Below are 26,738 nucleotides of genomic sequence, written 5' to 3'. Positions count from 1 at the left end.
GGCCACCATCCGCCATCTGAGCGGCAGTTTCGCATTGCCATTGCCATGCAATGTGCGCGGCATGACACTAAAAAAAGTTTTGGGAGGGACCTAGTCGTTTATCGTATGAAGAACCAGGCCGGAGAGAAGTTTTGGTTCGAACCATGTTGATTTCGGCGGCATGACACCGCCGGCATCGGCAATCGAGAGCACGTCCTCGACATCGACCGGCTGCATCGAGAAAGCCACGGCAAACTCACCGGAATCGACCTTCTCTTTCAGGTCGGCAAGCGGGCGTGCCCCGCCGAGGTACTGGAGCCGGGGGTCCCCACGGGGATCGGTGATGCCGAGCATCCCTTCCATCACATCCTTCTGGAGGACGGAGACGTCGAGTGCGGCGATGCGGTCGAGTGCGGGGTCCACCGGCCGGGAGAGTTCGTACCAGGCATCGCCGATGTACATGTGCATCACGTGTATCCGCTCCTCAGACTCGCGAAGGGGCGGGATGCGGAAGACGGTGTCATCGATCTCCCCGTACGGCCGGACCTCGAAGAGACCGCCGAGTGCCTCCATAAAACTTTCCGGGGTGTAATCGCCGAGATCGGTCACCATTCTGCTGTACCCGTGGATTTTGACACGGTTCTGAGCGAAGATGATCGCCATGAAGCGCTCCGCTTCCGGAGTGCAGGTGCCTTCCTCGCGGCGGCGGGTCGCCACATTCACGGATGATTTTGCCCGGTGGTGGCCGTCGGCGATGTAGAGGGCGTCCACATCCCCGAAGAGACCGGTGAGGTGGGCGATTGCCGCCGGGTCGGCAATCCGGAAGACCTCGTGGACCACACCGGCATCGGTCTTGACGACGCCGTCCGGCTCACCCTCGGGGACGAGAGAGGAGACATAATGGAAGATCTCGCCGGGGTCGCGGTAGAGAAGGACGACGAGCCCGGTGTGAGTGCCGGTTGTCTCGATATGCCGTGTCCGGTCCTCCTCCTTGTCGTAGCGCGTGTGTTCGTGGCGTTTGATGTTGTTCTCAAGGTAGTCATCGACGCTCACGTTCGCGACAAAGCCCGTGTAGATGTTGCCTCCCTGCTTGACGCGGTAGAGGTAGATCCCCGGTTCGTCGTCACGACGGAAGAGCCCGTCTGCGATCATCTCGTCGAGGTGCTTCTTTGCCGTCGTATAGACCGACGGGTCGGCGGGGTCGACATCCCCCATCGTCGCTTCGGAACGGATGACGCGAAGGAAACTCTTCGGATTCTTCTCAAGGATCGCCCGTGATTCCGCCGTCGAGACGACATCATACGGGACAGAGGCTATCTTCTGCGCCTCGGCAGGTTCTGGCCGGAGCGCCCGGAAACTGAATATCTTAACCATGGTTCTGTGCCTGCCCGGGATTTGGGTGCGTTATTTATTGGCTGCAAAGCATAATATGAGTATCCCGGTCAATGCAATATGAATACTTCGAGCTATCTAATCAGGCGGGCCACCCCTTTCGATATAACTGCGGTCGTGGCCCTGGAACAGGACCTCTTCACCGACCCGTGGGATGAGGAAGGATTCGGTGACGCCCTCAAATACTATCAGGAACTCTTCTTTGTCGCCGTCGAAAATGGCGAGATTCTCGGATTCATCTGCGGCGGCATGGAGAATACCGGCGAGGAGACCTACGGCCATATCATGAACCTCGGCACGGCAAAAACGATGCAGCGAAAAGGGATCGGCGGTGCCCTCCTGCGCCGCCTCGAACTCGAGTGCATGGTCCGCGGCGCCGGAGGGATGCAGCTGGAGGTGAGGGTCTCGAACAGCGCCGCACAGAAATTTTACCGGAAATACGGCTATACCCAGGTCTTCGTCATCGACCAGTACTATAGCGACGGAGAGGACGCCATTCTCATGATGCGCTGGTTTTCATAGCCCTCTCGCAAAAAATGCAATCGTCCAAAAAATGATATCGGAGGGTTATCCGCGCCCGAGCTGCTTGTGCGCCCGTGCAAGGTGGCCGGCACCAAGTGCCCCGAGAAGGGAGAGTTCGCCCGCGAGGACTCCCGCGGCGATGATCTCCGCAAACATTTTTGCATTGTCGCCGGGGTGTTCTCCGCCACCGGCGCACCCGAGGAGCCGCAGGCACTCCTGCTGGGTCGCAATCCCTGTCCCGCCGCCGACGGTGCCCACCTGAAGGGAGGGAAGGGTCACCGAGACGTAGACGCCGCCCGGCACCACATCGACCGTGGTCATCGCATTGCTCCCTTCGACGACATGGGCAGGGTCCTGCCCGCACGCGAGGAAGACGGCGGCGATCACATTTGCCGCATGGGCGTTGAACCCGAGCGAGACCGCCCGTGCGGAGCCGACCAGGTTCTTCCTCGTGTTCACCTCGGCAAGGGTCGCCGCATCGGTCTTGAACGTCTCCCGTACCATCTCATCGGAGAGGAAGACACCCGCAGAGACCGTCTTGCCCCGTCCCATGATGACGTTCATTGCAGCAGGCTTCTTATCCACGCACATGTTGCCGGAGAGCGCCACCCGCCGGGCCCCCGTCGCCTCCTCGATCAGCTCCGAAGCCGTTTCGCTTCCGATGGTAACCATGTTCATTCCCATCGCATCGGCCGTGAAGAACTCGAAGCGGACAAAGAGGTTCGTCCCCGCCGTGTAGGTGGAAATCCCCGTCAGCTTTCCGTGCGAGGTCGTCTTCTCCGCCGCCGCGGCAAGCTCTGCAAAATGCTCGTCCACCCAGCGAGCGGCATCGGTTGCATGCGGGACGCTCTCGCAGGCGAAGAGCGGCGCCCGGGTCATCCCGTCACGCTTGATGCGCACCTCGGCACCACCGGCGCGGGTGATCGCCTTGCATCCCCTGTTCACGGAGGCGATGAGCGCCCCCTCGGTGGTTGCAAGCGGAAGATAATATTCGCCCCCGGCGTACTCACCCTGCACCCCCAGCGGTCCTGCCACGCCCACCGGCACCTGGACGGCGCCGATCATATTTTCGCAGTTGCGCTTCACCACCCGTTCGGTGTCAATCGAATACGCACCCACACGGGAGAGGTCGGCCCCGGTCTCCCCCTCGATATAGGCCCTGCGCACCGCAATCGCCTCGTCCGAGGACATCTCCTGCTCGAGTGCATGGAGTTTGAGTGAACCGTCCCGTATTCGCTGTATATATTCTTCCATACACATATCATAGTGAGAAAACCCAAAAATACTGGTGGTCGCATGGAACGGGAACAGTGGTGCAGGCGGGTGCCGAAAACAGGCGCAGAACAGGTCAGACGGCAGCTCATTGCAGAGGGAATACTCGACACAACGCTTCGCCCGGCATCCGACGGCGAAGATATTCTCTTTCCGGTGACGGAACACGGGGAAGGGGACATACTGTGGCAGTGCAGGGAACTTCCCGTGCGTGCCCCGCTCCCGCGACATGAACTGGTGGGCGGGATTGCCATTATGCAGGACGAGGACGTGGAGGAAGCACGCCGCCTCCTCGCATCCCGCCCCTCGCTGCACACGGTGCTCGGCGGCGAAAGCCCGGTACTGGGGACGTACCGCACGCGCACCTACCGGGTGCTCGCAGGTGTTGCAACGACACGGACCATCGTCACCGAATATGGCCTGCGTCTCGCCGTCGACCTGGAAGAGGCGTACTTCTCCCCGCGCCTTGCAAACGAACGCAACCGCATCGCGGCCCTCATGCACCCCGGCGAACGCGTCCTCGACATGTTTGCAGGTGTCGGCCCCTTTGCCATCGCCTGCGCCCCGAACGCGAGTATCGTCTACGCCTGCGACCTCAACCCCGGTGCGATACGCCTCATGGATGAGAATATCCGGATGAACCGGCGCACGAATGTCATCCCCGTCCTCGCCGACGCCTGCCACCTCCCCGGAATTCTCCCCCACGCCTCGTTCGACCGCATCATCATGAACCTCCCGATGGACCCCGCACCCTTCCTCGATGCCGCCTTCACCCTCGCACGGGACGGCGCGACGATCCACCTCTACGCCCTGCAGGAGGGGGAGGGCGCTCTTCTCCCCGCCCTCGCAGCCCGGACCCTCGGCGACATCCGTGAACACGAGGTCAGGTCCTACTCTCCAACGCAGCACCATGCGGTCTATGACATCGACGTTCTCCGGTAACGGTACGGATATTCCACTTCAATTTTTCCGCCACTCTCTGATGAATGCGGGAAAATCCCATTCTACCGGCGTTGATCCGGCATCATGACTCACCGCGACACCTCCTGCTCCAAAAAAAACCTACTAACCGGACGCTGGAGAAACGTACGAATCCATGGCGTGCATTGAAATTATTCGAAAATTATGAAAAAATAAGGAGATTTTGAGAGCTGTTTTGGGGGTTATGCCGGGACGAACTTTGTCCCGTAGACGATCACGCCGGAATCACCATCGGCCATGATCTTGCGGAATGCCCGTTTCACCGGCATCCCAATGTAGACCTCTGCGGGATCGCAGACGACATGCGCCGTCATCGAGGTCCCCTCGTCGAGGTCAACGATCGCCAGCACAAAGGGGGTCTGGATATCGTAGTCCTCGCTCGCCGTTCGGATAATCGAGAATGTACGGACCTTGCCGTCTCCCTTGAACTCGTAGTCGACAATCTTTCCGTCGCGCCTGCAGTCAGGACAGAGGTTGCGGGGCGGGAAGAAGTATCTTCCGCAGGTCTCGCAGTGCGTGCCCTTCAGGCGGTAGCGATTCTGCTGTTTTCTCCAGTAACGTGGTACAGACATCTTCTTCACACTCCAAGGATATTGGTGACCACCGTCGCACCCGTGCCGCCCACGTTGTGGGTCATACCGATCTCGGCGTCCACCTGGCGTGCTCCGGCCTCGCCGCGCAGCTGTTCGACAATCTCCGCCACCTGCTTGATGCCGGTCGCACCGACGGGGTGCCCGCATGACTTCAGGCCGCCGGACGGGTTGACCGGGATGCTGCCGCCGAGTGCCGTCTGCCCTTCCTCGGTCAGTTTGCCTGCCTCGCCCTTTGCGCAGAACCCGAGATCCTCGATGGCACAGAGTTCTGCGATGGTGAAGCAGTCGTGCACCTCGACCATGCCGATGTCCTTCGGGGTGAGTCCCGCCTGGGCATAGGCACGCTTTCCTGCGGCAACCGTCGCATCCAGGGTAGAGATGTCACGGCGGTCGTGCAGGGAGATGGTGTCGCATGCCTGGGTGCTTGCGAGCACCCTGATGGGGGTGTCGGTGAACTGCCGTGCCATCTCCATCGGGCAGAGGATCACCGCTGCCGCGCCGTCGGTGACCGGTGAACAGTCGAGAAGGCGCAGCGGGTCTGCAACCTGCGTCGACCTCATCACGTCCTCGACCGTGATGTTCTTTCTGTACTGGGCAATGGGGTTCTTTGCACCGTTGGCGTGGTTCTTTACCGAGACCATCGCAAGCTGCTCGCGGGTCAGGCCGAACCGGTTCATGTAGTCCGTTGCGATCATCGCATACAGACCGGGGAACGTGGCCCCGACGAGGCCTTCCCACTCGCGGTCTGCCGCGGCGGCAAGGGCATCGGTCGTTTCGCTCCCGCCCACATCGGTCATCTTCTCGACACCGCCTGCGATGACGATGTCGTTGAGACCGGAGGCGACGGTCGTATAGGCCTGCCGGAAGGCAAGACCGCCGGATGCACAGGCCGCCTCGACACGGGTTGCCGGGATATGATTGCCGGCAAGGCCCGCGTAGTCTGCAATCAGTGCACCGATGTGTTCCTGAAGAACAAACCGGCCTGCACTCATGTTCCCGACGAACATCTCGTCGATCTGGTCACCGCCCATGTTCGCGTCTTCGAGTGCCTTTGCACCTGCTTCCACGAAGAGGTTCCTGAACGATGTGTCCCACTTTTCTCCGAATTCGGTTACCCCGATTCCTACAATTGCTACTTCCCTCATGTAAACCACCTTACTGCATCAGGATCTTTCCTTTGTGTTTGGCATACAGTGCATAGTCGAGGTAGACAGGGTTTGCCAGGAGCTCCTCAACAGTGGGGCCCGCACTCCGGTCGAATGCATCGGAGTCGATGACATCGGTGACAGTGATGTCGAAGGCGTCGCTACCGGCACCGGACCCGTATGAGGTCACGAAGATGCGATCGCCGGGCTTTGCGACATCGAGCGTTGCCGAGATGCCGACGGGAACCGCACCGGAGTAGGTGTTGCCGAGACGGGGGACGGCCAGGCCCGGTTTGATCTGTTCGCGGGTAAACCCGAGCATCGCGGATACCTTCTGCGGGAACTTCGCGTTCGGCTGGTGGAAGATCGCGTAGTCATAGTCGGACGGTTTGGTTCCCATCTGCTCGAGCATCAGCTTTGCTGCACCCTGGATGTGCTTGAAATATGCGGGATCACCGGAGAACCTGCCGCCGTGGCGGGGGTACTCCTGTCCCTCGCGCCGCCAGAAGTCGGGGGTGTCCGTCGTAAACGAACAGGTGTGGTTGATCTCTGCGATCGGGTCGTCGTTGCCTATGATGATCGCAGCGCCGCCCGCGGATGCGGTGTACTCGAGGGCATCGCCCGGAGCGCCCTGTGCGGTATCCGCCCCGATGGCGACCGCATACTTGACCATGCCGGACTTCACAAGCCCCATGCCGGTCTGGATGCCGGCGGTTCCCGCCTTGCAGGCGAACTCAAAGTCCGCTGCCGTCATGACCGGGGTTGCACCGATTGCTTCTCCGACCGCTGCCGCACTCGGCTTGACCGCATACGGATGGGACTCGGAACCGACGTAAATCGCTCCTATTTCGCTGGTATCGATGGGACGGCGGGCAAGTGCGCTGCGTGCCGCCTCCACCGACATCGTAATCGTATCCTCGTCAAAGTCGGGGACGGATTTCTCCCGGACCCCGAGTCCTGCGGCGATCTCTGCGCCGTTTGCACCCCATACCCGTGCGATCTCTTCCGTCTTGATGCGGAAGCGCGGGATGTATGCACCATAACTGATAATTCCTACCATGCTTCTTCCCTCAGTATCTCTACAATCTCGTCCACGTCCATCTCCGTGCACATGAGCGTGATATTGTCCGTCTCCGCAAGTTTGGGAACGAGGGGATGGACCTGTCCGGGAGCAATTCCCTGCAGTATCACACATCGCGGCTTGAAAGGCGTGACCCTGATTGCAATCATCGGCGATTTGCCGGTTGAGACGTTCGTGAAGATGAGCGCCCGTTCCGTGCTCCAGCCGTAAATCCGGTAGAATTCACTTGCCGAAAGCTGCAGAATGGCCTTCTCACTGTTGACTACCGTATATCCGTAGATCCGCTGGTCCACAGGCCCGCTCATATGGTGGCAGCCGATGGCACTGCAGAACCGTTCGAGCGGGATTGCGGCGTTGTAATCGTGCATGTCGTAGATGACATCCAGATCAAAGTCGTTGTAGAGGATCTTGGCAAATTTGTTGATGTTTCGTCCACCATTTGCTTCATCGATGCTCAGGATGGTGTCAACAATCTTTCCGACAACCGCGGTCCCGGGACTCTTGCGCCGGCCTCCCTCATAATCGGAGATGACCGATGGCGAGACGTGCATCTCCTCTGCGAGAAGACCGGGAGGAATGTTGAAGAGCTGGCGCCATTTTTTCAGCGCCTCTCCCGGCGACTCGGAGAGGGTAATCTCCCCTGCCATTTTTTCTGCGAGACGGGACCGCAGTGCGGCGTTCATGCGTAGTATGTCAGTTTCGATATATTATATAATTAACGAACTCCGTTTCGTCATTCCACGAAATCCCCCGAGGGATCGGCACATGGCAACCCATATATGGTATGCTTACCAATTATGGGTATATGGTGGTAGCTGAAGATCTCCAGTGCCTGAAGTCCATCGCCCTCATGGGCGGCATGGACGGCCCGGTCTCAATATCTACACAAAAACTGGGCGCAGAACTGGGTATCAGCCCCCAGACCGCATCCCGCCGCCTCATTTCCCTTGAGGGGCAGGGACTCATCTCCCGGACCATCCGCCCGGATGGCCAGTTCGTTACGATCACCGCCACCGGGGAGGAGGAGCTGAGGACAGAATATGCCGCTTACCAGAGAATCTTCGAGGAGGGCGAACAGGCGTATCAGCTACAGGGCGAGCTGATCAGCGGCCTCGGCGAGGGGCGCTACTACGTCAGCATCGCAGGGTACGTTGACCAGTTCCGCGAACGGCTCGGCATCGATCCCTTCCCCGGCACCTTCAACGTCCGGTTGAGCCCCGCAAGCGTGGAGACCCGAAGAAAGCTGGCAGGGCTCGACTGGACGGCCATCGAGGGCTTTACCGACCATGACCGGACCTTCGGCGGGGCAAAGGGCCTGCGCTGCACGATTGCAGGGTACGACTGTGCAATCATCGTCCCCGGCAGATCCCATTACCCGGATGACATCATCGAGATCATCTCCGGGACGGGCCTGCGAAGAGCACTCGAACTCAAGGACGGGGATCCGGTGACCATCGAGGTGAAGAGGGAATGAGAACCGACGCGATTGAGGCATTCAGGCGAGGGGAGATGGTGCTCCTCTACGACTTTGACAACAGGGAGCGTGAGACGGACTTTGCCATCCGGTCGGACATGGTGACACCGCAGGACATCCTGCGCATGCGCCGGGACGGCGGCGGACTCATCTGCACCGCTATCCACGGGCAGGCCGCAGAGAATTTCGGGCTGCCATTCGCGGCCGACGTCCTCCGGCCGACGCATCTTGCCGAGGAGTTCGGGGAGATCCCCTATGATCGCAGGAACCACTCGTCCTTCTCCCTCTGGGTGAACCACCGGGACACCTTCACCGGCATCACCGATATCGACCGGGCGCTGACGGTGGGTCGCATCGCCGAGCAGGTCCATGCGACCCTGGCCGGCAGGCCCCACACCTTCCACGAGGAGTTTCGCACCCCCGGCCATATGGCTCTTCTCCGGGCGGCGGAAAACCTCCTCGACCAGCGCAGGGGGCAGACCGAACTCTCCGTCGCCCTCGCCCTGATGGCGGGCGTCACTCCGGCAGTCACCATCTGTGAGATGCTCGACGATACGACCGGGTTTGCCCTCTCAAAGGACGATGCAAAACGCTATGCACGGCGTCACGGCCTCGTCTTTGTGGAAGGGGAGGAGGTCTGCGGGATGTGGGATGCCTTCCGGGAGACACAGGCATCCCCGGCGGCAACGGGCGAAACGGTCGCAGAACAATAACCAATACACAACCATTGCAACATACGAGGTATACAGATGATAGACGAGGCACTTGCAGCATTTGAGAGGGGGGAATTTATCCTCCTGTACGATTTCGACGACCGTGAAGGCGAGACGGATTTTGCCATCCGTTCGGATGCCGTCACCCCGAAGGATATCCTGAGGATGAGAAAGGACGGCGGAGGCCTCATCTGTACCGCCATACACCCGCAGGCGGCGAAGAATTTCGGGCTGCCCTTCGCATCCGAAATTCTCCGGCCCACCCATCTCGCGGAGAAGGAAGGCGATATCCCGTACGACCGGAAGAACCACTCGTCCTTCTCCCTCTGGGTCAATCACCGCGACACCTTCACCGGCATCACCGACCGTGACCGTGCACTGACCGTCACCCGGATAGCCGAACAGGTGAAAAAGACCCTGAACGGCGGGAGCGACGACTTCCACGCCGAATTCCGCACTCCGGGCCACATGGCCATTCTCCGGGCGGCGGACGACCTCCTCGACCAGCGACAGGGACAGACCGAACTCTCCGTCGCCCTCGCCGAGATGGCGGGCGTCACCCCTGCGGTTACCATCTGCGAGATGCTCGACGATGCAACCGGCAAGGCACTCTCCAAGGAGGATGCCCGTGCCTATGCAGAGGCGCACGGCCTCGTCTTCATCGAAGGAAGCGATGTCAGGGACGCCTGGCAGGCACGCCGCAAATCCTGATCCCCCACCTTCATTCTCTCCATTTTTCGGGCAGGCCCCGGTCTGTTTCCTATTCCTTCATTACCTATCGCGGGCAAGAGACTACCTGCGTGCATTCCGAACCACTTGCCGGCTACTCTGTCGTCACCATCCCGAAAAATGTCCGTAGGGTATCGATACGGGTCGGCCCGGACCGTACCATCCGGGTCACTCTTCCGCACGGGATCGATCCCGCCCCGTACCTCGAGAAGAACCGGGGCTGGATCATGCAGCGAGCCCTTGAGATCGAGAATGTTGCAGCCTCCTGTCCGGGGTGTGAAGATCAGCTCCTCATCGACGGACGACCATGCACCATGTCCCAGGGTCCTGTCTGCACGCTCGACCGGGAGGCGGGGGAGGCGACCTATACGACACCGGCATCGTTCAGGGACTTTCTCACCCGCGACCTCCGGGAGGACCTTGCCGAAAGGATACGGAACCGGTCGGCGGAGATGGGGGTGCGCCCCGGCAGGGTCGCAGTCCGACGGCAGAAGACCAGATGGGGGAGCTGCTCGTCGCTTGGAAACCTGAACTTCAACCTCCGGCTCGCGGCCCTCCCTGCGCACCTGCGGGACTATGTCGTCGTGCACGAACTCGCCCACCTGCACGAGCTGCGCCACTCCCCCGCCTTCTGGACCATCTGTGCCCGCCATTATCCCGACCCGAAGGCGGCCGAGGCGGAACTGAAACGATACTGGGTACTGATCGAACGCAGCGGGCCATGGCAGGTCATTGCCGGGGCTTGAGACCGGCGGGGAAGAATAAATGAAGACGGCACTGACAAAACTCTGGCAGTCGCGGCATGACCCGATACACCGCGGATGGCATTTCATTTATGCCCTCCTGCCCTTTGCCATCCTCACCGTCTACCTGATCATCCTCTATATCGCCTTCGAGCCGGGCCTCTTCTGGAAGTTCGGGGCACTCGGCCTTGCCTATCTTTTCCCGCCCGCGGGAAAGGAGTCGGTCATCCCGCTGATGGTGGTCGCCGGGATTCCCTGGTGGCTTGCCGCCTTCTCGATCGCGCTCTTCGACGTCCTTGGCGCCCTCTTTATCACATGGAACTTTCAGCTTGCCCTGCGCATCCCGCTGCTCGGCCCGTGGATCGAGAGGTTCATGGTCACCGGACGCCAGGAATTCGACCGCTACCCCACCCTCGAACACCTCTCCTCCATCGGTCTTGCCCTCTTTGTCATGGTACCGTTCGAGGGGTCGGGAGGGGTGGCGGCATCGGTCATCGGGCGGGTGCTGGGGATGAGCCCGATACGGGTCATTCTCAGCGTCGCCGTGGGATCAGCCCTCTCCTCGTCGATCATCGCCCTCTCGGCGGACTATATCATCACCCTCTTCGAGAACGGATTTGTCGCCGGGATGGCGGGTGTTGCCATCATCATCGTGGTCATACTAATACTGGCCCTCACCAGCAGGCGTATGAAGAAAAAAGAGATTGCCGCAACGGAAAATCCGCGGCGGCCCGGACCCTGACGGTCACTCGTACTTTCCGCGGGGCTTGTCCCAGCCGGTATACCCGCAATAGATACAGCATTCACCGCCGCATTTGGGGCAGAGCCGGGCGGGACGCCGGACTTCCACCTTTCCTGTCTTTCCGCAGTACAGACATCCTGCGCCATCACAGTGACGGCAGGTGACCACATCATACTCAACATCTTCTTCGACCATAACAAACACCTGTTATTCGTTCTGTCGGCACCGTGTCTCGAGGATACGCTCCATGATGCGGCGTGACCCCGCATACCCCGGACCGCTGTACGGACCGACACGCCTGACCTCGGCGTCTATGCCACGCCCCTTCAGGGCGGATACGAGCGCCTCCTCGGAGAAATGCTGGTTGAATCCGAGGGTGATCACATCAGGGTCGATCTCCTCAATCGGCCGGAACATATCCTCAAGATCTCCGAGACGGGCATGATCAACCGGTTTTAAGGCACGGACCATGCAGAGCCGCTGATCTTCGGGAAGAACCGGCGTCGGCTTATGCTTCACATTGACATCACGCGCCACGATGACATGCAGTTCGTCGCCGAGGTTCCGCGACTCCTCGAGATAATAGACATGTCCGGGGTGCAGGATATCAAAGGTTCCGGTTGCAATCACCCGTTTCATGGCACGACCTCCAGGCGGGCGGGCGTCCCGTCGGGATAGAAGCAGCGCCATGCATCCTCGGTATACGGGGGCCCGACGATGATGTGATACCGGCCGACCGACCCGAAGAACCGCAGGTCGGCATCCGACGGCATGAGGACACCATTCGGGTGTGAATGGGCGCTGCCTGCCACGTGCGTGTCCAGGGGCATCATATCGTGGGAAAAGGATGCACTGAACTCGTTCACCCGCGTCCCGGGGGCGAGGTCAAATTCTTCGATTATTCCCTCCTCTTCCCGGAGAATCGCAATGAATTCGTTCGGGTGCTGACTTTCCCCCAGCGCAAGAAGGGTCATAAGAAGATCTTTTCTGATGCCATGAACTGCCATTTATGTCATATATGTTGGCAGAGCGCCAAATTAAGGTTTCATCCCTATCCATCAGCCCCTTCCGGGGTGCATGCGGGGGTAACTTTTTTCCCGCAGCGGACATATCCTCTGCCGGAGATGATGTCATGAAATTCAGACGGCTCCTTGTGGCCTATGACGGCTCCGACTTCAGTCGGGCCGCACTCCAGACGGCACTCGACAATGCAGGATTCTGGGGATCGGAGATCTATGCCATCTATGTGGTCGACCCGGGCGCACTTACCCCGACGATCGTCGACCCCCAGATCGGGGTTGCCGACCCGAATACCCTCCGCCGTCTCGAAGTGATCGAGAAGGAAGGGGACGTGATACTTGGCGAAGCCGAGAAGATGGCACAGGATGCCGGGATGGAGCTGAAAGGGACCATGCTCATCGGTGACCCGAAGGACGAGATTCTCGACTACGCAAAGGAGATTGAGGCCGACCTGATCATCCTCGGCTCGGCGGGAAAAGGATGGACAAGGCGCTTTATTCTGGGGAGTGTCAGCTCTTCGGTCGTGGCAAACAGCCCGGTCTCGACACTGGTCATCCATAAACAGAAAAAGGAAGAATAATTTTACACCCCATTTTTACCGGCCGTAATAGTACGCACAACCGGAATGCCGGGGACCACAGGTGGTTGCCGGCGCTTCAGAAGGAACCGTCCTGTTCAAAACTCCGGTCGAACCGCAGGGACAGCTCCGCCTTGTAGAGCTCTTTGCCCAGATAGGCGGCATGGTCCAGGAGTGAGACGGATTCGTGATGCAGAAGGGCGTAAAAGACCTCATCCCACCGCTCGCCGGTATAGGCCGTCCCGTTATGCTCGGCAACGATCCTCCCTCCGGCGATCCCGATACGCACATTTCCGTACGGATCGTATTCGAGTGTCTCGGGAACCGGACCCGCCGGAACCTCCCGTTCATAGGGGATGGGCGGCTCGCGCCGCCGCCGTTTCTCCTTGATGCACATCAGGTCGAGTCCGAGATCCTTCGGATAGGGCCGGGTTCCCATCAGTGCCATCATCTCCGTCGCCCGGCGCATCTCCCGGACCGACCCGCGGGTCTTGTCCGAGTGCTCGCTGGTGAAGATCACCGCGGCACCCGCCTCATGCGCAAGGCCTGCCAGAAGGGCATTGACACCCACCGAATCCGCATCGATAAGTTCGGTCACATTCCCCGCACCGAAGAAGAGCGGGCATCCCACCGGTTCGAAACCCGCAAGCGAGGCGACGAGACCGGACCCCACAGGCTGGAGGAGCGGGTCGGCGATGACGGGCATGATCCCCGCCTCACGGGCGGCCCGTATATTCTCCTCAAGGGACGCGCCGCCGGGCACGACGACCGCGGCTATGCCCGCCTCACGGGCGGCCTCCCCCACCTCGGGAAGATTTTCCTCCTGCAGCGAGAGGATAAGGTCGGCACCCCCCTCGATGGCGGCCAGGATCAGGGCAGGGTCCTGGGTGTCGGCCGCGAGAGGAAGACCTATGTCACGGCAGGCCCCGAGGCAGCGGAGGACGTCCTCCGGCGTCGCATCGAACCCGAACCCGAGGTCGAGGATGTCGGCACCGGATGCGGCCATCCGGGACGCCTCTGCGGCGAGATCCTCCCGCCGGTGTGCGTCCATGATCTCCGCAAGAACCTTCATCCGCGAGCTCCCTCCGATCCTGCACCCGGCAATGGCATAGTCAAAGTCCGCCCCTGCCTCGCGGTCGGCAAGGGTTGCCTCCGCCTCCTTTCGCCGGATATCCCTGAGGAGTTCGTCGGCCGGCACCGTCCGGGAGAGCTCCACCGTCCCGAGGAGCGGCAGAATGAGGGGGAGATCCACGGCATGCCGGGGGCCGAGGTAGACCGGGATGCCCAGTTCCTCTTCGACCGCTGCAAAGGAGGCGGTGCACATCCCCGAAACAAGAATCAGGTCATAGGAACCGCCGCGGGCGATCTCTTTGAGATGGGCAGGGCGGAGAAATGCGGCGATATGGCCGGTGACGACGACATCGGCGTCATATCCACGGGCTGCCGATCGGACGACGGCCTCGGTCAGTTCCCCGGTTGGCAGGAGACAGCGCATACGCTTCAATTTAATTAAGAGGAATGATAAAAGGTATTGATCTGATGCTGCGTTGCGACCTCCATGTCCATACCAGTTTCTCCAAAGACGGGGAGAGCAGTGTCGAGGACTGCCTCCGTGCCGCCGAGGAGCGGGGACTCGACGCCATCGCCATCTGCGACCATGATACGATGGAGGGCGTCCGGTATGCACAGTCACTGGAATCCCCCGTCATGATCATCCCCGGAATCGAGGTTTCCACCCATGAGGGGCATATGATCGCGCTGGGCATAGGGGAACCCATCCCGGACGGTCTCCCGTTCGCAGAATCGGTGAAACAGGCCAGAAGGATGGGGGCCCTCGTCATCCTCCCGCATCCCTACCACAAGTGGCGCCACGGCGTCGCACTGAAGATCCGGGATGCACTGGAGATGGTCGATGCGGTGGAGTCGTTCAACAGCCGATATATCACGGGCTCGGCCAACAGGAAGGCGGATCGGACGGCACGGGAACTGGGAAAACCCCGGGTGGCGGGAAGTGATGCCCACAACGCCAGGTTCATCGGCTACGGGGAGACCCTCGTCGATGCGGAGAAGAATATCGATGCGGTGCTTGCCGCCATACGCGAGGGGCGCTGTCAGGTGAGGGGAAGGATGACACCCCTGCGGACATATACCCGTCAGTCGATGCGGGGGGCGAAACGACGAATAGCACGCAGGATACAGCACCGGTGAGGCTTGCCTTCCGGGTCGCCTATTTTGGCACGGATTTTTTCGGGTCCCAGGTCCAGCCCGGGCTGCGGACCATTGAAGGCGATATGGCGCAGGCATGCATCCGGCTCGGCCTCTTCGAGGACTGGCGGGAGGCGGGACTTGCCTTTGCCGGACGCACGGACCGGGGAGTGCATGCCAGGGGTCAGGTCTGCGCCTTCTCCACAACGCAGCCGACACGTGCGGTGGCCAAACTCAACGCGGTCCTCCCGCCGGACTGCTGGTGCACCGGATGGGCGGCGGTCGATGACGCCTTTCATCCCCGGTACCGTGCCAGGCGCCGGACCTATCGGTATTACCTGTACGATCCACTCCTCGACGAGGACCTCCTCCGGGAGGCCGCAGGGTGTTTTCCGGGGACGCACGACTTCTCCTGTTTTGCCCGTCTGGAGGGCAAAAATCCGGTCCGGACCATCCATACGACACGGATCATCCCCCTGGAGGACTTCCTCGTCTTTGAGATCGAGGGAGAGAGTTTTCTCTGGAACATGGTTCGCTGCATCGCATCGTCGCTGATTGCTGCGGGACGCGGTGAAATGAGCGCAGACGAGATAGGGCGCCTCCTTGCCACCGGAACCGGGAGACATCTGCCACCCGCACCTCCCGATGCACTCGTCCTCTGGGACATCGACTGCGGCACTGCATTTGCCCCGATGGCTCCCGGCAACCGCCGCGAGGATGCGCTCACCGAACAACGGCGCAGGTATGCGTCGTTAAAAAAAGTGACGGATTGTTTATCTATACCGCACGAACGAGGACATCCCTGGGAATGATCATCCCCGACATCCATCCGGGCATCGCCGGTTGGGATGTCCGTGCAACGATGAGGAAGTTGAGGCGATTGTCCACGAGGCCGCGATAGGTCACGGTCAGTGCATAATCGCTCTCCCGCAGTGCCATCCCGTACATCTTTACGGTCATATGCTTTGCCGGAAATTCCACGGTCTCCCCGAGGCCGAACGTGCGCCGGTCATTACCGATCTTCAGGGTAATCTGCTCACCGGACGTGACGGCAAGGACAGGGACGTTGCCGAAGTGGACCTCCTTTGAATCAGGCAGGTGAACGTCGTAGTTTGCGACGTATGGATAGGTGTCACCCCACGGGTTCTGGTTCCCGAATGCATCGAAGGTCAGGTATCCCACGGCCCCGATGACGACCACTGCCGCAAGCAGGAGGATAAGGAACTTCCCGAATCCGAACCTATTCCCTTTTGCCTTCTTTTTTTCCTCGGCACGGATCTCCTTCTCGATTTTTTTACGTTCGGCCGCCTTGCGTTCCTCTTCCTCCTTTACCTTCCGTTCCGCTTCGCGGCGCTCCGCCTCGGCCTTCTTCTCCTGCTCTACCTTCTCGAGCTCGCGGGCCTTCTTTTCCAGTTCCTCTTTCCGCTGCTCTTCTTCCCACTTCTTTCGCTCTTCTTCGACGATTTTCCGGCGCTCCTCTTCCGGGATGGGAGAGGCGGCACCACTGTCTCCTGCAGCAGGAGCGGTACCCGTATGCTCTTCATCTGACATATGCGTAATTTCCCCCTGAATTGAACAATAAATGAAAGCACGTCAGCCTATTTATGCATTCCCAGATATATTCGTGAAAAAATAGGATTTGTCAGACAATTTCCGCGTTGACGGGGTATGCCTCGACATTATCGGGAAGGATGACATCGACAGCCCACCCCGGCAACGGATCCGTGGTCATCACTGCCACATAGAAATCGTTCTGCTGGGTCTGCGGGATGTATCCCCTGAACTCCGCGATCACCTGATAATCGGTTTCGAGAAGGGTGATACCAAAGATACGGATGTTGACCCGCCTCGGATCGGAGAACGTGATCTGGTCGCCGACCTGCAGTTCGGTTCCGAGCCCTCCGGCGATGCTTACGATCACCTTCTCGCCCGTGCCCGAGACTGTCACGGGGATGTTTGCAAACTCCACCGGCGTTCCCTGCGGCATCCGGACATCATAGGTGCTGATGAACGGGAACGATTCGGCCGTTGAGGGCAGATTCATCGAAACGGAGAACGAGAGCAGTGCAGCGACAAGGACAATGACGAGAAGTCCGCCGACGACCATGGCATTCCGTTTCCATTTCCCGTGGCGCTCGTCCTTTCTCCTCTGTTCGTACTCCCGTTCGATCTCCTTTCGCTGGAGATCCTTCTCCTGTTTTGCGGCCTCCTCCTTCTCCTCCCATTCGCGGACGCTGTCGAGACGGCGCCGGATCTCTTCGTCTGCACTGGCATCCTCAAGGCGGCGCGTGAGGTCTTCGGCGACAACGCCCTTTTCACCGACATCCCATGAGGCGTCCATGCCTGCAGAAACATCCGCCATGACCTCTCCGGATGCAGCTGATGGCTCGGCCGCGGGCTGGGCATCGGCGGAAGGAGCGGAACGGCCCACCTCAGCAGGACCGCCAATGATGTCGTCAGGAGTGACGGCCGGTTTTGCCGCCCCTCCCGCCGCCGTTTCTGCAGGCGGAGGGGATGTGGCAGCCCCCCCTCCGCTGTCGGATTCTCCTTCCGTTCCGGCCGGCTCCTTATCTCCTGCAGCACCACGCAGCTGGTCCCTGACTTTCTCCCCCATGGACCTGGTATCTGCCGTTGCAGGAGTGCCGTGAGCATCTTCAGATTTCTCTGGCATTACGGGTACACTTCCTAATAGTAATCGACGATGCACGGATATTTAAGAATATTGAGTTTCGCATTCAGGGAATTATCCCTCATCCGCCGCCGGATGCCTCAGGAAACCCCACCGCCCGATACCCGAAAATTACGGCCATGTCTTTCCCCGAAACCCCGTCGCTGCTGAACCAATACGAAAAAATATACGGCTGATTCCCGATTTCGTGGCCGGAAGGCGCCTTTCGCCTGCATCGTTCCTTCGCATCAGCTCACCGAAATGGACACAGGGGAAAGGCTATACTGTTTCCTTACAAAAATTACCTGACATTCATCATTAATCATGAAAAATTATCTCTGTGGGTTTGAGTGAGTATGGCAATTCCAGACGAGGAGTATATCTTAAAGACGACATCGGCGTGCGCCGGGTGCCCGTCATCCCTGATCCTCCGCTACGTGACCAAGGCGGCGGGCCCGGATACGGTGCTGGTCATCCCGGCCTGCTGTACGAGCGTCATTCAGGGCGTCTATCCGACAACGGCAATGAATATCCCTGTCTACAACGTCGCCTTCGCCTCTGCCGCGGCCGTCGGGTCGGGGATGAGCGAGGCGTTTCGGGCAAGCGGAAGGAAGACGAATGTAATCTGCTACGCAGGTGACGGCGGAACGGTGGATATCGGCATCCAGGCACTCTCCGGTGCCCTTGAACGAGGCAACGATTTCCTGTATATCTGCTACGATAACGAGGCGTATTCCAACACCGGGATGCAGCGGTCGGGGGCAACCCCCCTTGCCGCCCGGACCACCACGACGCCTGCAGGGAAGACGGACCATAAGAAGGATCTGGACGCCATCGTTGCGGCCCACAACCCCGTCTATCAGGCGACCGCCTGCGCCGCCTACCCCATGGATCTCTACAACAAGGTGGTAAAGGCCCTCTCCATTCCGGGCCCGAAGTTCATGCACGTGCTTGCCCCCTGCCCGCCGGGCTGGCGCTTCCCCTCGGATGAGACCGTCGAAATGGGCAAACTCGCGGTCAAGTCCGGCATGTGGGTCCTCTGGGAACGCGACCACGGCAAACTCGCCATTACAGGCGCATCGAAGGCTGCGATGAAGAAACGCATCCCTGTTGCAGACTACCTCACCCGCCAGGGGAGATTCAAGGGCATCACCGACGACCAGATCACCGAGATACAGGCGATGGTGGATCGCACCATCGGCTGCCTGCAGAAGGAGGTGGAAAGCGAATGCTGACCATAGGAACAGGCAACAAGGCCGTCGCTCTTGCCGTCCGTGACGCAAAACCGGTCGTCGTCGCGGCATACCCAATCACCCCCCAGACCGAGATCGTCGAGGAGATCGCAAACTACGTCGCCGACGGGTCGATGGACGCCCGCTATATCCCCGTGGAGTCCGAGCACTCCTCGATGGCCGCCTGTATCGGAGCCGCCGCAACGGGTGTGCGGACCTTTACGGCAACGAGCTCCCACGGGCTCGTCTATATGTGCGAGATGCTCCACATGACGGCAGGCGCACGCCTCCCGATCGTCATGGCAAACGCAAACCGGGCCCTTGGTCCCGGCTGGAACATCGGCGCAGAACACTCGGATTCCCTCTCCATGCGGGACACCGGGTGGCTCCAGTGCTACGCCGGCACCGCCCAGGAGGCCTACGATGCGACCTTCATGGCATTCCGGATTGCTGAGCATGCAAATGTCCTCCTCCCGGTCATGATCAACCTCGACGGGTTCCTCCTCACCCACATCACCCAACCCTTTGACACCGTCGACCCCGAAGGATTCCTTCCTCCGACGAGCACACCCCACGCCATCGATATAGAAAACCCAGGCGGCTACGGGACGCTCACCACCGGCAGCGAACACTTCAAGTTCCGCTGGGACATCGAGCGGGGCATGCGGGACTCCGTTGCGGTCATAAAAGAGGTCGAAGAGGCCTTTGCCGCGAAGTACGGTCGCCGCTACGATATGGTCGAGGAGTACCGCTGCGAGGATGCGGAGGTCGTCATCATCGCGATGGGTACCCTCGGAAAAGAGATGGAGGTCGCCGTCGATATGCTCCGTAACGAAGGAGTCCGTGCAGGCTCGATGCGGGTCCGCTGGTTCCGTCCCTTCCCGGTAATCGACCTTGCCGACAAGGAGGTCGTCGTCATCGACCGCGACTACTCCTTCGGATACGGCGGCATTCTCGCAAACGAGCTTCGGGCAAAATGCGGGTGCAGACCGTTCTCCGTCATCGCCGGCCTCGGCGGCCAGGACGTGACCTACAAGGACATCGCCTCCTTCGTCCGCATGAGAGAAGAAGACGGCGAGTACTGGTTCGGAGTTGATGCCTGATGTATGAAATACGGCTTCACTCCCGGGGTGGACAGGGCGGGGTGACCGCGGCAAAGGTCCTTGCCTACGCGGCCTTCCTGGACGGAAAATACGCGACCGCCACCCCCCTCTACGGCGCCGAACGCCGTGGGGCGCCGGTCGTCTCCTTCATCCGGGTGGACGACACCCCCATCCGGGTCTATTCGCAGATTCGGACACCGGACCTCGTCATCGTCCTCGATGCGTCGATCATGGACCTCGTCGATGTGACGGCGGGCCTCAGGGAAGACGGCGTTGTGCTCGTCAACTCCCCGCACCCGGTGGAGATCGAAGGGCATACGACCTACACGGTGGACCTCACCTCGATTGCCCTCTCCCTGAAGATGGTCCTTGCGGGCAACCCGATTCTCAACACGCCGCTCATCGGAGCGATTGCGAAGATGGGCATCATCTCCCGTGAATCGGCACAGAAGGCCATCGCAGATACATTCCCTGACGAACGCAATGTAGAGGCCGCACTGAAGGCCTATGAGGAGCTGAAGATATGAGCGCAAAACTTGCCATTTCACGCCCGGCACAGGGCGCCGCAGGAAAGACCGGTACCTGGCGGACATTCCGTCCGGTGGTCGACAGGGAGGCATGCAACGAGTGTGGTCTCTGCCGCCAGTACTGCCCGGACGGGACGATCGACGAAAACCTCGAGATCGACCTCGACTACTGCAAGGGCTGCGGCATCTGCGCAAAGGAATGCCCGAAGAAGGCCATCACCATGGTCAGGGAAGAGGACTAAAAGCGTCCTTTCCTCCCACTCAATTTCCCACATCACCTTTTTTCCCCTCATCCCTCATGTGCCGATAATCCGGGTAACATTTAAAAATAGTGACGGGTATTCTCCCTCTTTATTATGAATACCCAATGGATGGGATTTCTGACGCTACACCTGTCCGGGACATCCCGGACAATATCCTCGAAGAAGTGGCCGATTCTGTTGCTGATTGCAGGGCTCCTCATGGTGGCAGGCCCCGCAGCCGCACAGGACGACGCAACCATACTGCCTGTGACTCAGACACCGGAAGCGACCGTTCTCCCAATAACTCCGACGCCCGAGCCGACCAATCTTCCCGGCATACCGGGCTCGGGCACGTCGTACTACGACATCTACACCAATATCAACGGGGCATCGATCTCGTTTGACGGGGAGTACAAAGGGGTGACCAGCGGGGGCCTTCTGACGGTTCCCGTCGCAACGACAGGGACACCGTACTCAACGGTGACTGCCGAAAAGAGCGGCTACCAGTCCGCATCCACGTCGCTTCCGCCGGTACCTGCGGATGGACAACATACCTCGGTCTACCTCACCCTCAACCCCGTACAACCGACAACCGGTGAGATTGATGTGACCTCTTCCCCATCCGGAGCGAGTGTCTACGTGGATGGCGTCTATTACGGGGCGACCCCGCAGCTCTGTTCAGGCCTTCCCCCCGGCAGCCACACGCTCGAAGTGATCAAATCCGGCTACGATACATGGAAGCAGACCATCTCTGTCGTTGCAGGGCAGACGACGCATATCCATGCCTCTCTTACGGCCTCACAGCAGTATGGATCGCTGTATGTCAGCTCGAATCCGCAGGGAGCGAACATCTATCTGAACGGCAAATACCAGGGACAGACGCCGCGGACCATCGGCAGCCTCATACCCGCCTCCTACACCCTTGAACTGACGAAATCCGGCTACTATGACTGGACGAAGTCCGCTGTCCGCATCTATGCCAACCAGGAGACGACCGTCTCGAAATCACTTGAGAAGATCGCCGTCCCGACCACCGGCACCCTGAGTGTGACATCGAACCCCTCCTATGCAGCAATAACGGTCGACGGGGTGGCATACGGCGTCACCGACCCGGCCTATCCCCTGATCATCAACGGGATTTCCGCCGGGAGGCACACGGTCCGGGCGGAACTTGAAGGGTACAATGATGATACGACCTCCGTCTCCGTCATCGCCGGGGCATCCACCACGGTCTCCTTCTCCCTCACACCGGTAGCACCCGGGACCGGCACCGCATCAGTGCAGGTCGCATCCGACCCGCAGGGAGCACAGGTCTACATCGACAATCTCTATAAGGGCGCAACGCCGGTCACCGTGGAGAACCTTGCACCCGGCGAGCACACCCTCAGACTCGCCCTGGCAGGCTACGAAGACTACACCACCTCGGGAACACTCTCCGCCGGAGAGACCGCAAGCCTCACCATCGGGCTCACCCCCGCCCCACCGGCACAGGAGACACCCGCGGGCACCTGTGTTGTCCCTGCCGGTCTTCTGGCACTTGCATGTTTTGCACTTCGGGGCAGAAAGAGAAGAGAGTAGAAGAGAGAACAATATTTTTTTTATTCTTCAATCGGGCACTGCCCGACGTACTCCATGTCGAATTTGTAGAAGTGCGTGTACCCGCAGTTGTTGCAGCGCGTACTGAAGTTGTTGCACCCGATGATAATCTCATGCGGCCCGGTTACCTTGCAGTTCTTGCAGGTCGCCCCCGTCTCGAGCTGCCAGATCTCATAGCAGCTGATCGGCGGTTCGAACTGCCCCGGCTCTGCCACTTCCTCATATTTTGGAATAAAAATCCGGGTTGCCGAACAGTTGGAACAGACCACTTCCGCCTTCGGCGAGACGGCCTTGATCACCTGATCGACATCCTGGCCGCAGTTGTAGCAGACTGCCCGGTGCTTCATAAAAACGAACTTCTCACCCATAATGGTCTATACATCCTTGTATGGCATAAATGTGCGGTCACGGAGGTGAACGGCAGACGTTCCCCCCGAGAGACACTCTCCGGCCGGAAGAACCACGTGGATCATGGCGGCCAAACAGCCTTCCGGTAGATGAGATGCAGCTCCTGCGCCAGTTCCCTGCAGCAGAGATCGGAGCGGACCCTGAGGCGGATCGATGCCATCTGTTCGCCGCTGTCGAGGGTGTCGTCCATTCGTGCAGTCTTCTCATCCACGATCCGCCCAACCGTTTCCATAAGGCCGGGACTCTCCCATATTCTCTCAAATGTCTCCATGATCCTTCGCGGCGACGGCCAGCCTTCGGGACCGGGCTGCATGGAATAGACAACCGTTTTCCCGACGACACGAACCTCCTTCAGGGAAAAGTACGACGCCTCCATGAGATCCCGTGCGGTGAATGAGGCCTCCGACGGATGGTTATGGGTCATGATCTGCCCGGCAATCGCTTTCTGCCGGCTGTCGGGTATGATGGTGCGACATCCCTCCCGAGGCACGCAGGTTCCCTCCAGCCTGAGAAGAAGGACACCGTCCGGGGTGAAAAATCCGGTAATCTCATCATCGGTGAGATTGCGGATCTCCTCTTCAAACCGGAGAATATCCGGGTGTACGGCAAAAACCGGAGATGATGTCATGTCCTGCCACCTTCCTCTTTCCTTCTTCGTAACGCCTGCCGGACCATGAAATTTCGCATATTGGGTATTACCGGTCCCATATTGCCGGACGCATTCCCTGCATCCGGCACGGGCATGAAATAGAAAACGCAGGAGATACGGAACGCCGTGATTTCCCCAAAACGACATCCCTCTCCTTTGAGCCGAAAACAATCGACCCGTCTTCACTCCTTAGCACAGGAGTGCACATGTGGGTGTTGCAGTTATCTGCCGCAGCAGAGTTTGGTAGCGCGTTCGATGCACCGGTCGCCTTCTTTGGCATCCCCTCTTCCCTTCAGGATCTGCCCTTTGTGGAACCAGGCTTCTGCATTGTATGGATCTACCTGAATGGCACGTTCGTAGGACTCCAGTGCTTCATTCTCGCGATTCATGAAATGGAAGCAGTTGCCCTTCTCACAGTGTGCAACGGAGAAACCCGGCGCAAGCGACACGGCCTCATCGAGGAGCGCAAGCGCTCCGTCGAAGTCCTCGCCATCGGCCTTCTGACGAGCCCTCTGATACAGATACTCGGCTTCTGCCAGTATCATGATTCGATCCTTTACCTTCATGATCCTCTTCCCCTGACAACCTCCTCCGAAATGCTTCGGATTGTATGAAGGATCACAATGAATGACGATAAAAATTTGCGCTGTGGCGTTGCATGGCAAAGAACAATATGCGATAGAAGAGCGACATTTTCCGTAATTAATCCCAACATTCCAATATTTATTTTCGTGACCCGATACACCGGCTCTCCCCCCGTGGCATTATTCTCTCACATCCTGCGAAAGAGAAGGAGGGATGTTCGACGAGGCATGACATATCGAACATTCATGCATCCCTCCCACCACGTGAAGCGGCGACAGTTATTTACCGGTTGATGACAAGTAGCACCTCTTTGGAGGTACCATGGTATCATTCAAGTGCAAGGATATCGGACTCGATTGCCCCTTTGAAGCAGAAGCGGATAATGTGCACGATCTCGAAAACAAGATCGCCCAACACGCCCGCGAAGTGCACAAAAAGGAGCACCTCTCGCAGGACGAGTGGATAGAGATCAAAAAACAGATGAAATGAGGATTTCCCCATTCCAACACACGACTTTTTTTTTCGCCGCCCCGGCAATAGAAGAACTAGACCCATGATCTACATAGGCAAGAGGAATTTCCTCCCTCGCAGATCATGAGCCATCCCCACCGAACCCATGCAAAACAATCGCACCTCACCTGATTCAGGGACACGGCACGATATGCCACGGAGAGTCAGTGAATTAAAAAAAATGTTGTCGATATTCCCACTCAGGATTCACGTCGCCGTAAGAGGATAAATGCGGCACCGCCAATCCCCGTTGCCGCACCAAAGGTGCAGAGGGGGGTTGTCGTCGGTACAGGTGTGGCGGATGAACCCGGAGGAACAGGATCTTCCCCTGCCGATGAGGCAGGCAAGGATGCATCTACCGGTCCGGGACTGGCCAGGGGGGCGTCGGCGTTATCGGCGGGTTCTCCTGATGTCCCATCGATGAGAATCGCCACGGTTTCGTCTGCGGCAGAGGCCACACCGCTCCCGTTCACCGTCGGCGTCGGGATGGCACGGGTCACCGGCGGGTAATCGGGACCGCTGTCGCCATCCTCGGCCTCGTTGATGTACAGGTAGTCCGACTTCGTCGTCTGGTTCTGCCCGTTCTCGTCGGTCACGGTGAGGGTGACGCTGTAATGCGCCGGGAACGGCCCCACGGGCGCCCAGGACGGGTTCTGCTCGGTCGCATCCACGGTCCTGTCGCTGGTGAAGTCCCACGCCCAGGCGGAGATGTTCGAACCGGTCGACAAATCGGTAAACTGTATTGTCACCGGCATTCTGCCGCTCGTCGGGGAGGCGGTGAAATCCGCGATCGGAAGGGGTGGGGAAAGTACGAGTGCCGTTGTCGTGGTATTCGTCTGTGCCGGCACCTGGGAGTCGGTCACCGTCAGCTTCACGAGGTAGGTCCCCTCGGTTGCATACAGGTGATCAGGGGGCGCCTGTCCGGTGAAGTTCGTTCCGTCGCCGAACTCCCAGTACCATGAGGCTATGGCAAATCCGCCGTTTGCCGCCGATGCGTCGGTGACGTTTACGAGCACCGGGACATTGCCCGCCGGCGGAGTGAGGGCGGCAGAAAACGCGGCCACCGGCGCCGGAGCGAGAACGGTGATGAAATTCGTCTTTGTGGTGGTGTTGGAAACCGACTCTATATTGGCAATGGTGAGGGAGACATCATACCTGCCGGGAAGGAGATAGGTATGAACGGGTGCCTCCACATTGAAGAGATATCCCGGTCCGTCGCCAAACTCCCATGTGGGATTCTTCAGCCCATACCCGGAAGAGGTGTTGGTGAATTGCACGGTGAGCGGCATTTCACCGACGGTCACATTCGCATTGAAATCAGGAACCGGTTTCGGGGGGGAAGTATAATAGGCGGTAATGTTGGGCGGGAACGGTGCGACGGAGGTATTGAATGCTGCCGCCGCCATGGTAACTGTACAGTTCACATCGTCGATATCCTGAACAACGAGCGTCGATGAGTCATTCCAGTACCGCACGGTGATGTTGCCCACGATTGGGGGAAGAGCAGCAAATCCATGGAAGGAGAGGTTCACCGGAGCGGGGATATTCGTTCCATTGAGCCTGTATACCGCCTGCTGAGGGTAGATATTATTGATCGTCCGCTGGTAATCGCAGATGACCGGCACACCGTCTTTCTTTTCCAGCCACATACCCGGATCAGCCGGGACTGCCGCCACGTCGATGCTCGCGTTATAGGTGGTCCAGCCATACGGATCCGTCCCTACCACAAAATATTCCTGAGAATCATTGTTCGTCCCGATATTCGAGGTAAACCTCAGTTCCCAGTCTCCTGCGGCCGCAATGCCGACACAGAGGCACAGGACCAGTACGATGCATCCTCCCTTTTGCACCACATTCTCCTCCCGGATATTTTCAGACACCCGATTGTACCTTTTATTTTCCGATAAATGCTTTGGAACAATATAAAATTCAATATTTATCCAATAAATCTTCAAATACAGAAAATATCATTATAATAAGGTTTCATTTCTGATCACGAGAGCCCCTATGCAGGAAAAGGAGCGCCACCCGGCACAAAATCGACTCAGGA

32 protein-coding genes are annotated in these 26,738 nt (G+C 59.3%); 16 read left to right on the top strand and 16 right to left on the bottom strand.

Features of this window, described 5'->3' with window-relative positions; genetic code table 11:
* Window positions 1–90 precede the first annotated feature (90 nt).
* On the bottom strand, window positions 91–1,353 hold the full coding sequence (locus AZH53_RS11020; protein WP_319643576.1) for a DUF1015 domain-containing protein: 1,263 nt from the start codon (window positions 1,351–1,353) through the stop codon (window positions 91–93).
* Between the two features lie 78 nt (window positions 1,354–1,431).
* On the opposite strand from AZH53_RS11020, the gene rimI reads away from it, so the two are divergent.
* Window positions 1,432–1,893: a ribosomal protein S18-alanine N-acetyltransferase gene (gene rimI / locus AZH53_RS11015; protein ID WP_319643575.1), complete on the top strand. Its 462-nt coding sequence runs from the start codon at window positions 1,432–1,434 to the stop codon at window positions 1,891–1,893.
* A gap of 45 nt (window positions 1,894–1,938) precedes the next feature.
* On the opposite strand, the gene hmgA is transcribed toward rimI, so the two are convergent.
* Window positions 1,939–3,147: a hydroxymethylglutaryl-CoA reductase (NADPH) gene (hmgA, locus tag AZH53_RS11010; protein ID WP_319643574.1), complete on the bottom strand. Its 1,209-nt coding sequence runs from the start codon at window positions 3,145–3,147 to the stop codon at window positions 1,939–1,941.
* Window positions 3,148–3,189: 42 nt separating this feature from the next.
* Between hmgA and AZH53_RS11005 the strand changes: the two genes are divergently transcribed.
* Window positions 3,190–4,107, top strand: a complete 918-nt coding sequence (locus AZH53_RS11005; RefSeq protein ID WP_319643573.1) for a class I SAM-dependent methyltransferase — start codon at window positions 3,190–3,192, stop codon at window positions 4,105–4,107.
* A 221-nt stretch (window positions 4,108–4,328) separates the two neighbouring features.
* Here AZH53_RS11005 and AZH53_RS11000 read toward each other — a convergent pair whose 3' ends face one another.
* From AZH53_RS11000 to AZH53_RS10985, 4 genes are read right to left on the bottom strand one after another with little or no spacing between them, the layout of a single operon-like run.
* On the bottom strand, window positions 4,329–4,718 hold the full coding sequence (locus AZH53_RS11000) for a Zn-ribbon domain-containing OB-fold protein (protein ID WP_319643572.1): 390 nt from the start codon (window positions 4,716–4,718) through the stop codon (window positions 4,329–4,331).
* Between the two features lie 5 nt (window positions 4,719–4,723).
* A complete protein-coding gene (locus AZH53_RS10995; RefSeq protein ID WP_319643571.1) occupies window positions 4,724–5,884 on the bottom strand; it encodes a thiolase domain-containing protein in 1,161 nt (386 codons plus the stop codon).
* Between the two features lie 10 nt (window positions 5,885–5,894).
* Window positions 5,895–6,944: a hydroxymethylglutaryl-CoA synthase gene (locus AZH53_RS10990; protein WP_319643570.1), complete on the bottom strand. Its 1,050-nt coding sequence runs from the start codon at window positions 6,942–6,944 to the stop codon at window positions 5,895–5,897.
* Window positions 6,938–7,648, bottom strand: coding sequence for a transcriptional regulator (locus AZH53_RS10985; protein WP_319643569.1), 711 nt, complete (start codon window positions 7,646–7,648; stop codon window positions 6,938–6,940). Before AZH53_RS10985 ends, AZH53_RS10990 begins: the two co-directional genes overlap by 7 nt.
* Before the next feature lie 122 nt (window positions 7,649–7,770).
* Here AZH53_RS10985 and AZH53_RS10980 point away from each other — a divergent pair, with 122 nt between their 5' ends.
* The 5 genes from AZH53_RS10980 (at window position 7,771) to AZH53_RS10960 (ending at window position 11,366) form a co-directional block, all read left to right on the top strand.
* The gene (locus AZH53_RS10980) at window positions 7,771–8,439 is read left to right on the top strand and encodes a DUF120 domain-containing protein (protein ID WP_319643568.1); all 669 of its coding nucleotides are present in this window, start codon (window positions 7,771–7,773) and stop codon (window positions 8,437–8,439) included.
* Window positions 8,436–9,152, top strand: a complete 717-nt coding sequence (gene ribB / locus AZH53_RS10975) for a 3,4-dihydroxy-2-butanone-4-phosphate synthase (RefSeq protein WP_319643567.1) — start codon at window positions 8,436–8,438, stop codon at window positions 9,150–9,152. The genes AZH53_RS10980 and ribB (AZH53_RS10975) overlap by 4 nt, the downstream gene beginning before the upstream one ends.
* Before the next feature lie 36 nt (window positions 9,153–9,188).
* Entirely contained in the window at window positions 9,189–9,863 is a 675-nt protein-coding gene (gene ribB / locus AZH53_RS10970; protein WP_319643566.1) for a 3,4-dihydroxy-2-butanone-4-phosphate synthase, read from the top strand.
* Window positions 9,864–9,952: 89 nt separating this feature from the next.
* Entirely contained in the window at window positions 9,953–10,627 is a 675-nt protein-coding gene (locus AZH53_RS10965; RefSeq protein WP_319643565.1) for a M48 family metallopeptidase, read from the top strand.
* A gap of 19 nt (window positions 10,628–10,646) precedes the next feature.
* Window positions 10,647–11,366 carry a small multi-drug export protein gene (locus AZH53_RS10960; protein WP_319643564.1) on the top strand — a complete coding sequence of 240 codons (720 nt, stop codon included), beginning with the start codon at window positions 10,647–10,649 and terminating at the stop codon, window positions 11,364–11,366.
* 3 nt (window positions 11,367–11,369) lie between these two features.
* Here AZH53_RS10960 and AZH53_RS10955 read toward each other — a convergent pair whose 3' ends face one another.
* From AZH53_RS10955 to AZH53_RS10945, 3 genes are read right to left on the bottom strand one after another with little or no spacing between them, the layout of a single operon-like run.
* Window positions 11,370–11,561 carry a hypothetical protein gene (locus AZH53_RS10955; protein WP_319643563.1) on the bottom strand — a complete coding sequence of 64 codons (192 nt, stop codon included), beginning with the start codon at window positions 11,559–11,561 and terminating at the stop codon, window positions 11,370–11,372.
* A 12-nt stretch (window positions 11,562–11,573) separates the two neighbouring features.
* Window positions 11,574–12,005 (bottom strand): adenylyltransferase/cytidyltransferase family protein, encoded by a 432-nt coding sequence (locus tag AZH53_RS10950; RefSeq protein ID WP_319643562.1) that lies wholly within the window; start codon window positions 12,003–12,005, stop codon window positions 11,574–11,576.
* Entirely contained in the window at window positions 12,002–12,373 is a 372-nt protein-coding gene (locus AZH53_RS10945) for a Mov34/MPN/PAD-1 family protein (RefSeq protein WP_319643561.1), read from the bottom strand. Before AZH53_RS10945 ends, AZH53_RS10950 begins: the two co-directional genes overlap by 4 nt.
* Before the next feature lie 125 nt (window positions 12,374–12,498).
* On the opposite strand from AZH53_RS10945, the gene AZH53_RS10940 reads away from it, so the two are divergent.
* Window positions 12,499–12,966: a universal stress protein gene (locus AZH53_RS10940; protein ID WP_319643560.1), complete on the top strand. Its 468-nt coding sequence runs from the start codon at window positions 12,499–12,501 to the stop codon at window positions 12,964–12,966.
* Between the two features lie 76 nt (window positions 12,967–13,042).
* On the opposite strand, the gene AZH53_RS10935 is transcribed toward AZH53_RS10940, so the two are convergent.
* Window positions 13,043–14,458: a dihydropteroate synthase-like protein gene (locus AZH53_RS10935; protein ID WP_319643559.1), complete on the bottom strand. Its 1,416-nt coding sequence runs from the start codon at window positions 14,456–14,458 to the stop codon at window positions 13,043–13,045.
* Between the two features lie 23 nt (window positions 14,459–14,481).
* Here AZH53_RS10935 and AZH53_RS10930 point away from each other — a divergent pair, with 23 nt between their 5' ends.
* Both AZH53_RS10930 and truA read left to right on the top strand, forming a co-directional pair.
* A complete protein-coding gene (locus AZH53_RS10930) occupies window positions 14,482–15,171 on the top strand; it encodes a PHP domain-containing protein (RefSeq protein ID WP_319643558.1) in 690 nt (229 codons plus the stop codon).
* Window positions 15,168–15,980: a tRNA pseudouridine(38-40) synthase TruA gene (truA, locus tag AZH53_RS10925; RefSeq protein WP_319643557.1), complete on the top strand. Its 813-nt coding sequence runs from the start codon at window positions 15,168–15,170 to the stop codon at window positions 15,978–15,980. The genes AZH53_RS10930 and truA overlap by 4 nt, the downstream gene beginning before the upstream one ends.
* On the opposite strand, the gene AZH53_RS10920 is transcribed toward truA, so the two are convergent.
* Both AZH53_RS10920 and AZH53_RS10915 read right to left on the bottom strand, forming a co-directional pair.
* On the bottom strand, window positions 15,946–16,719 hold the full coding sequence (locus AZH53_RS10920) for a hypothetical protein (RefSeq protein ID WP_319643556.1): 774 nt from the start codon (window positions 16,717–16,719) through the stop codon (window positions 15,946–15,948). The genes truA and AZH53_RS10920 overlap by 35 nt on opposite strands.
* Before the next feature lie 91 nt (window positions 16,720–16,810).
* Window positions 16,811–17,839, bottom strand: a complete 1,029-nt coding sequence (locus AZH53_RS10915) for a hypothetical protein (protein ID WP_319643555.1) — start codon at window positions 17,837–17,839, stop codon at window positions 16,811–16,813.
* 353 nt (window positions 17,840–18,192) lie between these two features.
* Here AZH53_RS10915 and AZH53_RS10910 point away from each other — a divergent pair, with 353 nt between their 5' ends.
* From AZH53_RS10910 to AZH53_RS10890, 5 genes are all read left to right on the top strand, one after another.
* Window positions 18,193–19,071 (top strand): thiamine pyrophosphate-dependent enzyme, encoded by an 879-nt coding sequence (locus tag AZH53_RS10910; protein ID WP_319643554.1) that lies wholly within the window; start codon window positions 18,193–18,195, stop codon window positions 19,069–19,071.
* The gene (porA, locus tag AZH53_RS10905) at window positions 19,065–20,171 is read left to right on the top strand and encodes a pyruvate ferredoxin oxidoreductase (RefSeq protein ID WP_319643553.1); all 1,107 of its coding nucleotides are present in this window, start codon (window positions 19,065–19,067) and stop codon (window positions 20,169–20,171) included. Before AZH53_RS10910 ends, porA begins: the two co-directional genes overlap by 7 nt.
* Entirely contained in the window at window positions 20,171–20,698 is a 528-nt protein-coding gene (locus tag AZH53_RS10900; RefSeq protein WP_319643552.1) for a 2-oxoacid:acceptor oxidoreductase family protein, read from the top strand. Before porA ends, AZH53_RS10900 begins: the two co-directional genes overlap by 1 nt.
* Window positions 20,695–20,940 carry a 4Fe-4S binding protein gene (locus AZH53_RS10895; RefSeq protein ID WP_319643551.1) on the top strand — a complete coding sequence of 82 codons (246 nt, stop codon included), beginning with the start codon at window positions 20,695–20,697 and terminating at the stop codon, window positions 20,938–20,940. The genes AZH53_RS10900 and AZH53_RS10895 overlap by 4 nt, the downstream gene beginning before the upstream one ends.
* Before the next feature lie 114 nt (window positions 20,941–21,054).
* Window positions 21,055–22,518: a PEGA domain-containing protein gene (locus AZH53_RS10890; RefSeq protein WP_319643550.1), complete on the top strand. Its 1,464-nt coding sequence runs from the start codon at window positions 21,055–21,057 to the stop codon at window positions 22,516–22,518.
* Window positions 22,519–22,538: 20 nt separating this feature from the next.
* Here AZH53_RS10890 and AZH53_RS10885 read toward each other — a convergent pair whose 3' ends face one another.
* The 3 genes from AZH53_RS10885 to AZH53_RS10875 all read right to left on the bottom strand — a co-directional run bounded on the left by AZH53_RS10885 (window position 22,539) and on the right by AZH53_RS10875 (window position 24,159).
* Window positions 22,539–22,904, bottom strand: a complete 366-nt coding sequence (locus AZH53_RS10885) for a hypothetical protein (protein ID WP_319643549.1) — start codon at window positions 22,902–22,904, stop codon at window positions 22,539–22,541.
* 101 nt (window positions 22,905–23,005) lie between these two features.
* The gene (locus tag AZH53_RS10880; RefSeq protein ID WP_319643548.1) at window positions 23,006–23,572 is read right to left on the bottom strand and encodes a hypothetical protein; all 567 of its coding nucleotides are present in this window, start codon (window positions 23,570–23,572) and stop codon (window positions 23,006–23,008) included.
* Window positions 23,573–23,814: 242 nt separating this feature from the next.
* The gene (locus AZH53_RS10875) at window positions 23,815–24,159 is read right to left on the bottom strand and encodes a tetratricopeptide repeat protein (RefSeq protein WP_319643547.1); all 345 of its coding nucleotides are present in this window, start codon (window positions 24,157–24,159) and stop codon (window positions 23,815–23,817) included.
* 340 nt (window positions 24,160–24,499) lie between these two features.
* On the opposite strand from AZH53_RS10875, the gene AZH53_RS10870 reads away from it, so the two are divergent.
* Complete coding sequence (locus AZH53_RS10870) at window positions 24,500–24,667, top strand: DUF1059 domain-containing protein (RefSeq protein WP_319643546.1); 168 nt, start codon at window positions 24,500–24,502, stop codon at window positions 24,665–24,667.
* Between the two features lie 221 nt (window positions 24,668–24,888).
* On the opposite strand, the gene AZH53_RS10865 is transcribed toward AZH53_RS10870, so the two are convergent.
* On the bottom strand, window positions 24,889–26,568 hold the full coding sequence (locus tag AZH53_RS10865) for a PKD domain-containing protein (protein WP_319643545.1): 1,680 nt from the start codon (window positions 26,566–26,568) through the stop codon (window positions 24,889–24,891).
* Window positions 26,569–26,738: the final 170 nt, after the last annotated feature.

Source organism: Methanovulcanius yangii, assembly GCF_018687785.1.
In the GTDB taxonomy this organism is placed as follows: Archaea; Halobacteriota; Methanomicrobia; order Methanomicrobiales; family Methanomicrobiaceae; genus Methanovulcanius; species Methanovulcanius yangii.
The sequence above is the reverse complement of the archived record's forward strand: the minus strand, read 5'-3'. Positions and strand labels throughout refer to the sequence as shown.